The organism is Lyngbya sp. CCY1209 (assembly GCF_035615495.1).
Taxonomy (GTDB): domain Bacteria; phylum Cyanobacteriota; class Cyanobacteriia; order Cyanobacteriales; family Microcoleaceae; genus Limnospira.
This window is the reverse complement of the sequence record NZ_JAJENU010000132.1, coordinates 1-8079: the sequence shown is the minus strand read 5'-3', so window position 1 is coordinate 8079 and position 8079 is coordinate 1. Positions and strand designations below refer to the sequence as shown.

The window sequence follows — 8079 nt, the reverse complement described above, 5'->3', positions numbered from 1 at the left end:
CAGTTGTGTAGCACAAGCTTCTAGCTTGTCGTAGATACAGTTGTGTAGCACAAGCTTCTAGCTTGTCGTAGATACAGGCAAGATGCCCGGGCTACAAAACTCTAAAATTGGAGGGCGATAGAATGCCCACCTAACGGCATCAGGTGGGCTAAATTTACCTCTGGAAATGAACCGAAATTCGATTAATCCAAATATCCCATCAACAGATCCGGATCGTCGATATCGTTGGAGGCGATGGGACGATTCATCACCATCGAAGAAATCTGCAATTGAGTCATTCCGATCGGACGGTTCGACATTACTCCCGTCCCTTCTTCGGGTTGAATTAATGTCACCGATACGGTATTATTCGCCTTGGCGATGGGGCGGTTTGCCGTCAGCATTCCCGCCACTTGCAACTTCGTTTGTTCCACGGGGCGATTGTGAACCATCATGTTGGGCTGGGACACCTGAATTTGGGTGGGTGCCGAGTTGCCTTCTTGGGTGGGTTTGGTAGCCACGTCTAATTTCTCCTGTTTGGTATCTGATTCTTTTTCATTTTCAGCCGTTTCGGTTACGGCTTCAACAGATTCTGTTTCAGTCGTTTCAGCTTGAGTCAATTCCTCTTTAGACTGATTCTCCGCATCCTTTTTTGTAGTGCTACGGGTTCGTCTACTTGTGGTCCTCCTATTTGAACTAGAAGAGCTGGCAGCCATACTTAAATACCTTACTTATCAAACGGGACTCGCCCATCGATGCGAGACAACTCGCCCTATCAGCCTCGTCCCTTTTATTATTCTAGCTTTTTATGTTCCCCTCTTCCCCGCGCCTCACGGCTGACGGTGCGATCTGACTAAAAATCGGTCAAAGGTAAACGGATTATAAAATACATCGGACACAAAGTAAACGGGGCGTAACAAAAAATAACTTTTTGCAACGATAAGTAACTAAAATCCCTGGAAGCCCGTCCCCCCGACCCGAGCCACGGGCGCGATCGCGGTATCGGGACGGGGGTGCGATCGCCCGCAGACAACAGGACACCCCGCCAATTCTCTCATCCGACCGATTCCGGCAACTTTTCTCAATAAATATTATCAAATTTTAAATACTTGTTTAATTTTTTTTACAAACCCCTCTTAAATCCTTTGCTATATTGGTGGTACAGACAGGAAGGATGTCCCACCCGTACCAACTACCTTATCACATATCGAGGGTTCGGCTCATGTTCGATCTGAATGCAATTCTAAAAACTGCCTCTCTGACTTCAGATGTAACCGATCTGGTTTCAGATTTGGTCGGAAAAAAAGAACGCCAAGTCCGAAAAATCAAGTTTTTTCGCTACAAGGAAGGCAATCTCGGCATCGCATTTTTTGACAGTCAAACCATCCACGGGGAATATTGGATTGAAAATATCCCGGTTCCGGCGGAATACGAACCCGTTTTCGAGGCGAGTGGGTTCGATATCGGAACCAAATATGATGTCGTGTTGCTGGGGTTGCAGCCGTTTTCTGCGGACAAAAAAGTGTTGAGAACTCCGGCAATTCAGAAGCGTCTGTTATCGGTTATTTTTGAGGCGATCGCCTAAATTGACTGTCGCCGACGTGCGATCGCTCCTCATCTGAATTTTATCAATAAGGGCGATCGCTCCCCCATTTAAAATGCTGTCCGTTGCCATCATTTTTGGAGTGCCTATCCCATCATGAATGAATCCGCAAGCGAATATCAATCAAAGATACTGGATCTGGCGACAAATCGTTACCTGGATCAAATCGCTCCTCCTTCCGAAGATAATCTCAAATATATAGAATCTAACGTCGATGAAGTAGTCTGGAAGGTGGCAACCCAAATCTATCAACAGAGCGGTTTTAAAGCCGATTTAACGAGAGTCAAAGATATCGTGATTTCTCGCATTGAAAATATGAGGCTTCAACTTAAGCTTCAAGCCGAACAAGAGGCGGCAGAAGAAGCCCAACGTGCCGCTAAGTTGCGGGCAGAAGAAGAACGAAAAGCGGCAGAAGAAGCCCAACGTGCCGCCCAATTGCGGGCAGAAGCGGAACGAAGGGCGGCAGAAGAAGCCCAACGTGCCGCCCAATTGCGGGCAGAAGAAGAACGAAGGGCGGCAGAAGCAGCCAAGCGTGTCGCCGAGTTGCTAGAGAAATTTGATGGCAATCAAAATAAAGTCGAAATTTTTATCAAAATACAAAAGATAGTTTCAGAACAATTGGAAATCGACGAAGAAGCCATCACTTTGGATAGTGATATCTATCGAGATCTTGATGCAGACTCCTTGGATGTTTTTGAACTAATTATGGCTGTGGAAGAGGAATTTGATGTGGACATAAAAGATATAGAAAAAGAAAAATTTTTGTGGAATGAGGTACGGGAAAGTCCTGCTAATTGCCCCGATGAGGATGGCTTTCATTTTGTCAAATTTAATGATGCTTGTACGGTCAAAAATTTGCTCGGTATTTTGAACAAAAAAATCGAAGAAAAAAATAAATATCGTCGCGTTTTGAAAGGTTGCAATGGAGATGCCAGAAAAGCAAATACATTTTTTAAAATTAAATCAATTATTGCTGAATCATTCGATTCAAATGCAACGGATATTGATTTAGATACTCATATATCTGACGTTCTCAATATCGATGAAATTGATACCAGAATACTCGCCAAAAATTTACAATGTCAATTTGATATTGATATGCCAGGTAAAAAGCTTGATTCCGTGAAAAAGTGGTTGCTATCACCTGTTTGTCAGACTCTGGATAATTATAATCCTATATCATGTTATATCAGAGAATTGCTTGATTATGTTTATGATAAAATTTGCGAAAATGATGCAATTTATAATTTGGCAAACACATTGAATGTAAATAAAAGAAAAGCCAAAATTTTGGAAAAAATAAAAAAAATTATTGCCGGTCAATTGAGAGTTGATGAAGATGAAGTGAATTTGCAAAGTCATATATATCGGGATTTTCAAGTCGATGACAGTGAATCACAAATCAAAAAAATTTTCGTGGCGCTAGAAAATGAATTTTATATCCAAATACCAGAAAAAACACGAGAGAAATTTTTATGGCATAAGCGACCTTGGAATGTTGATAATAAGTCTGATGGTTTTAGTTATCATTATATTCAATTCAACGATTCTTGTACCGTTGGAGAGTTGCTCAACTCCATTTATAAAGAGATTTGTGAACTCGATGAAATTTATCCTTGGCTAGAGCTATTTGATGGCGATAAAAGCAAAGCTAAAATTTTTGTGCGACTCCGAAAAGTCATTGCTCAAGAAGCAGAAATAGACGAAGAATATGTCAGATTAGACAGTCATATCGGAAACGACTTGCATGTAGATGAATTAGATGTATTTAATCTGGCTATGGCTGTGGAAGAGGAATTTGATATGGAAATACCAGAGGAAATTTTGGGATCTGTTGAAAAGTGGCCCCCATCCTACAGTAGCTCTAATTGTTTCCGTGATCGGGTTCCTGTAGGCAGAGTTGGAGAATTGCTCGATTATATTTATCAGAAAATCTATGAAACTACAGAAACAGAATAGAATCTGTCCTGGGTTCTGGTCATGCTTCAACTACGGCGATGGTGTCGCACAAATGAGGGACTTGCCAATGGCGCGATCGCCGTGTTAAACCTGACTCAATCGTGCGATCGCAAATGGGTAAAATCATCATGGAATCAGTCCCTTATATTTTTATCGGTGGCGGCGGACTTTCAGCCGTCCGAGTCCTAGAAACCTTCGAGGCTTTCGGAGGTTCGACAACCGCGTTAAAAACAGATATCGCAGAAAACACGAGTTATCACGCTTCTATTGACGGGATTCGTTCGATACCCACCCTGATGCTTGGGGATACATCCGGCGAGTTTCCGGTTTTTTTCGATACGAGTTTTGAACAGCAGTGAATCTGTCCCAAATCTCACCCATTCAAAGCCCCCAGAATTGGGGGTTTGGGGGCGAGAAGATTTTCAAATTCTTTCCGATTGCCATATCTTGACTCAATCGCGCGATCGCAAATGGATCAAATCATCCTCACCCATTCAAAGCCCCCAGAATTGGGGGTTTGGGGGCGAGAATATCTTCCAATTTTAGACCCGCCTTGAAATGAATTTCAAGGCTAATAGCAAAAGTCCACTCAAGTGGACTCGGGATCGGCGATCGCGTCCTCACACTGAGTCAGTTGCTATATTTCCGATTGCCCTATCTTTGTTCAAAAATTTGTGATATACTTTTTTGATAATGGAAGTGGTGAAAAATTTTTTATATCAGATCCGCTTATTTGACCGCATAACTTCCCCAATCATCTTTAGATGATTTGAGCTATTAGCTTTGGAATTGATTCCAAAGCGGTCTTGCATATCCCACCCCGGTCAGTTCCGAGCATTCAACCGGATTTGATATTATTTTCACAAATATTCCAATTGTGAAAGATGATAGCTTAATTTTATCTCCCAATCCCACCCATGTCAACCCCCGAACCCGGCGCTTAAACATTTCTTAAAAAAAATCGAGGTTTTGCATGGCTTATTCCCTCCAAAAACTGCTCAGTTTTGAAGCCTTCGTCAGTCAATATGCTAACAACCCCCGTTACGAACTCGCGGACGGAGAATTGATCGATATGGAACCCACAGGCGATCGCGAAACCGTCAGCGGTAAACTGGCGACTCAAATCGGCATTGCCATCGCCGCAGCGAAGCTGCCCTGGTTCATTCCCCGCACTTGTTTGATCCGCCCTTTCGCCGATGCAATAACAGCCCGCCGTCCCGACGTTATCGTACTAGATGAAACCGCGATCGCCAACGAACCCCTGTGGCAAACAGAACCCGTGATAACCCTCGGGAGAACCATCAAATTGGCGGTAGAAGTCGTCAGCACCAACTGGGAAACCGACTACGCCCGAAAAGTCGAAGAATACGCCCTATTTGGCATTCCCGAATATTGGATTGTTGACTATCGCGGCTTGGGCGGCGTCGCATTTATCGGCAAACCCAAACAACCCACCGTCACCGTCTGCCAACTGGTCGGCGAAGATTATACCCAACGACAATTCCGCCTCGGCGAACCGATCGCCTCTCCCCGATTCGAGAACCTGCAACTTCGCCTCGATGACGTTCTGCCCCGCTTCGGAAGTCAACTTCGGCGCTCAGACGATATACTATAAAAACGTCAAAAAGTCGGTTTCCGAAATATGGTGCAATTCGACCTCCGAGCCCCCTTCCAACCCACCGGCGACCAACCCAAGGCGATCGCCCAATTGGTCAACAGCATCGAATCCGGACACCCCTTCACCACCCTGCTGGGGGCGACGGGCACCGGGAAAACCTTCACCATCGCCGCCGCGATCGCCCAATTGGGCCGCCCCACCCTCGTCCTCGCCCACAACAAAACCCTCGCCGCCCAACTTTGCAACGAATTGCGGGATTTTTTCCCCAACAATGCCGTCGAATATTTCATCAGTTATTACGACTATTATCAGCCGGAAGCCTACATCCCCGTCACCGACACTTACATCGAAAAAAGTGCCGCCATCAACGACGAAATCGATATGCTGCGGCACTCCGCCACGCGATCGCTCTTTGAACGCCGGGATGCGATCGTCGTCGCCTCCATCAGTTGCATTTACGGCCTCGGAATCCCCACCGAATACCTCAACGCCGCCATCCCCCTGCGGGTGGGGGAAGACCTCGACCAGCGGCAATTATTGCGGGATCTCGCATCCATACAATACCGCCGCAACGACACCGAATTGACTCGCGGACGGTTTCGAGTTCGGGGGGACGTTTTGGAAATAGGTCCCGCCTACGAAGACCGGATCATCCGGGTGGAATTTTTCGGCGATGAAATCGACGCCATCCGCTACATCGACCCCGTGACGGGCAACGTTTTGCAGAGTTTGGAGGGGTTGAATATTTACCCCGCCCGACACTTCGTCACCCCCGAAGATCGCCTCGAAGAAGCCTGCGACGCGATCGCGGACGAACTCAAACAGCGATTAGAAGAATTGGAAAAAGCCGGCAAACTTTTGGAGGCCCAACGCCTCGACCAGCGAACCCGCTACGACTTGGAAATGTTGCGGGAAGTGGGCTACTGCAACGGGGTGGAAAACTACTCCCGCCACCTCGCCGGACGCCTCCCCGGTTCCCCCCCGGAATGTCTGGTCGATTATTTCCCGGACGATTGGTTATTGGTGGTCGATGAATCCCACGTCACCGTCCCCCAAATTCGGGGAATGTACAACGGCGACCAAGCCAGAAAAAAGGTGCTGATCGACCACGGGTTCCGCCTTCCCAGTGCGGCGGACAACCGGCCTTTAAAAGCCGATGAATTTTGGCAAAAAGTCGGACAGTGTATTTTCGTTTCCGCGACGCCGGGAGACTGGGAAATCGAACAGTCTCAGGGTCGGGTTGTCGAACAAATTATCCGCCCCACGGGGGTCGTCGATCCGGAATTGTTCGTGCGTCCGACGGAGGGTCAGGTTGATGATTTAATTGCTGAAATTCAGGAACGGGCAGCGCGAGATGAACGGGTATTGGTGACGACGTTAACCAAGCGGATGGCGGAGGATCTGACGGAGTATTTTCAAGATCGGGGAATTCGAGTCCGTTACCTGCACTCGGAGATTCAACCCATCGAACGGATCGAAATTATTCAAGCCCTGCAACAGGGGGAATTCGACGTTTTAATCGGGGTGAATTTGTTGCGGGAGGGGTTGGATTTGCCCCAGGTGTCTCTGGTGGCGATTTTGGATGCGGATAAGGAGGGTTTTCTGCGGGCGACGCGATCGCTTATCCAGACCATCGGACGGGCGGCGCGGCACGTTCGCGGGCGGGCAATTTTGTACGCGGACAACATGACCGACAGCATGATCCGGGCGATCGACGAGACGAACCGGCGGCGGACAATTCAACTCGAATATAACGAAAAACACGGGATTACCCCCCAACCCATTGTCAAAAAATCTCGCAATGCGATTTTGGCGTTTTTGGATGTCTCTCGGCGGCTGAATGCCCGGGAAATTGAGGAGGCTTACGAACAGGCGGACGAGTTGCCCCTGGAACAGATTCCGGGCCTGATCGAACAGTTGGAAAACCAGATGAAGGAGGCGGCGAAGCAGTTGGAATTTGAAGAGGCGGCAAAACTGCGCGATCGCATCCGGTTATTGCGAGATAAATTGGTGGGCCGTTAATTGATTTTTTTATTTTTTGGACTCGGCGGCGGCGATTTTTTTTCGGGAAAGGCTTGCTTTTTGAAAAATTTTCTGATAGACTATGAGATAATGGAAGTGGTGCTAAAAATATTATTTTTTCAAATACTCCCATTATGAAGGATGATGTCAATATCTTACCCCGCAGCCGCCCATCTTGTCAACCCAATTCATCGGCGGGGCGAAAAATTTAACAAAACTTAAAAATCCGCCGATTAATTGTTACAGGAATTGAGAAGATGACTCCCCAATCTCAACTGACATTAACTGAATTTTTAGAAGATCCGCAGTACGGCGATCGCCACGAGTTTATCAATGGAGAGGCTGTCCAAAAAATGTCACCCAAATTTTTTCACGCTTCCCTACAGACTCAGCTACTTTTACTGCTTTATTCTTGGGGTCAAAAACGGGGTGTGGTCGCGACAGAATGGGCGGTCGCCCTCAAACGGGATGGACGAGATTGGGCTCCGATTCCCGACCTACTTTATATCTCCAACGATCGCCTCCCGAGTTCCGACATCGAAGATATCCCCTGTCCGGTTCCTCCCGATTTGGCGATCGAAATTATTTCCCCCGGTCAAACCTTCGGAGAATTATCAGAAAAGGCGACGGATTACCTCGCTGCGGGAGTGTTGCGGGTGTGGGTTGTCGATACGCGATCGCAGATTATCACGGTATTTTTTCCCGACTCGCCCCCCCAAACCTACAAAGGCGATCGCACTTTATCCGACTCCATTTTCCCCGAATTAAAAATTACTCCCCGACGACTCTTTCAACAGGCTGGAATCCCCGAAAAGTGAAACCTCGCGGGCAACCAGAGACGGTTGCCCCCACAATTCTTCACCCCCCACAATTATTCCCGGGCTACCGTATAAAGTTG

General features: G+C 47.2%; 8 protein-coding genes. 6 read left to right on the top strand and 2 right to left on the bottom strand.

Translation table 11 applies throughout. The features are described 5' to 3' along the window. Window positions 1–182: 182 nt before the first annotated feature. On the bottom strand, window positions 183–500 hold the full coding sequence (locus LKE08_RS01095; RefSeq protein ID WP_324702345.1) for a hypothetical protein: 318 nt from the start codon (window positions 498–500) through the stop codon (window positions 183–185). 701 nt (window positions 501–1201) lie between these two features. Between LKE08_RS01095 and LKE08_RS01090 the strand changes: the two genes are divergently transcribed. Further along, window positions 1202–1564 carry a hypothetical protein gene (locus LKE08_RS01090; protein WP_324702344.1) on the top strand — a complete coding sequence of 121 codons (363 nt, stop codon included), beginning with the start codon at window positions 1202–1204 and terminating at the stop codon, window positions 1562–1564. Here the strand turns inward: LKE08_RS01090 and LKE08_RS01085 are convergent. After that, on the bottom strand, window positions 1535–1657 hold the full coding sequence (locus LKE08_RS01085) for a hypothetical protein (protein WP_324702343.1): 123 nt from the start codon (window positions 1655–1657) through the stop codon (window positions 1535–1537). The genes LKE08_RS01090 and LKE08_RS01085 overlap by 30 nt on opposite strands. A 21-nt stretch (window positions 1658–1678) precedes the next feature. On the opposite strand from LKE08_RS01085, the gene LKE08_RS01080 reads away from it, so the two are divergent. The 5 genes from LKE08_RS01080 to LKE08_RS01060 all read left to right on the top strand — a co-directional run bounded on the left by LKE08_RS01080 (window position 1679) and on the right by LKE08_RS01060 (window position 7999). Beyond that, window positions 1679–3541 carry an acyl carrier protein gene (locus tag LKE08_RS01080; RefSeq protein WP_324702342.1) on the top strand — a complete coding sequence of 621 codons (1863 nt, stop codon included), beginning with the start codon at window positions 1679–1681 and terminating at the stop codon, window positions 3539–3541. Between the two features lie 113 nt (window positions 3542–3654). Next, window positions 3655–3900 carry a hypothetical protein gene (locus LKE08_RS01075; RefSeq protein WP_324702341.1) on the top strand — a complete coding sequence of 82 codons (246 nt, stop codon included), beginning with the start codon at window positions 3655–3657 and terminating at the stop codon, window positions 3898–3900. Window positions 3901–4514: 614 nt separating this feature from the next. Next, window positions 4515–5156 carry a Uma2 family endonuclease gene (locus LKE08_RS01070; RefSeq protein WP_324702340.1) on the top strand — a complete coding sequence of 214 codons (642 nt, stop codon included), beginning with the start codon at window positions 4515–4517 and terminating at the stop codon, window positions 5154–5156. Between the two features lie 27 nt (window positions 5157–5183). Next, on the top strand, window positions 5184–7181 hold the full coding sequence (gene uvrB, locus LKE08_RS01065; protein WP_324702339.1) for an excinuclease ABC subunit UvrB: 1998 nt from the start codon (window positions 5184–5186) through the stop codon (window positions 7179–7181). Window positions 7182–7438: 257 nt separating this feature from the next. Continuing rightward, the gene (locus LKE08_RS01060) at window positions 7439–7999 is read left to right on the top strand and encodes a Uma2 family endonuclease (RefSeq protein ID WP_324702338.1); all 561 of its coding nucleotides are present in this window, start codon (window positions 7439–7441) and stop codon (window positions 7997–7999) included. Window positions 8000–8079 lie beyond the last annotated feature (80 nt).

Coding starts and splice junctions, on each gene's coding strand:
- LKE08_RS01090 (WP_324702344.1), top strand. CDS start 1,202: ATGTTCGATCTGAATGCAATTCTAAAAACTGCCTCTCTGACTTCAGAT.
- LKE08_RS01085 (WP_324702343.1), bottom strand. CDS start 1,657: ATGATGGCAACGGACAGCATTTTAAATGGGGGAGCGATCGCCCTTATT.
- LKE08_RS01080 (WP_324702342.1), top strand. CDS start 1,679: ATGAATGAATCCGCAAGCGAATATCAATCAAAGATACTGGATCTGGCG.
- LKE08_RS01075 (WP_324702341.1), top strand. CDS start 3,655: ATGGGTAAAATCATCATGGAATCAGTCCCTTATATTTTTATCGGTGGC.
- LKE08_RS01070 (WP_324702340.1), top strand. CDS start 4,515: ATGGCTTATTCCCTCCAAAAACTGCTCAGTTTTGAAGCCTTCGTCAGT.
- uvrB (WP_324702339.1), top strand. CDS start 5,184: ATGGTGCAATTCGACCTCCGAGCCCCCTTCCAACCCACCGGCGACCAA.
- LKE08_RS01060 (WP_324702338.1), top strand. CDS start 7,439: ATGACTCCCCAATCTCAACTGACATTAACTGAATTTTTAGAAGATCCG.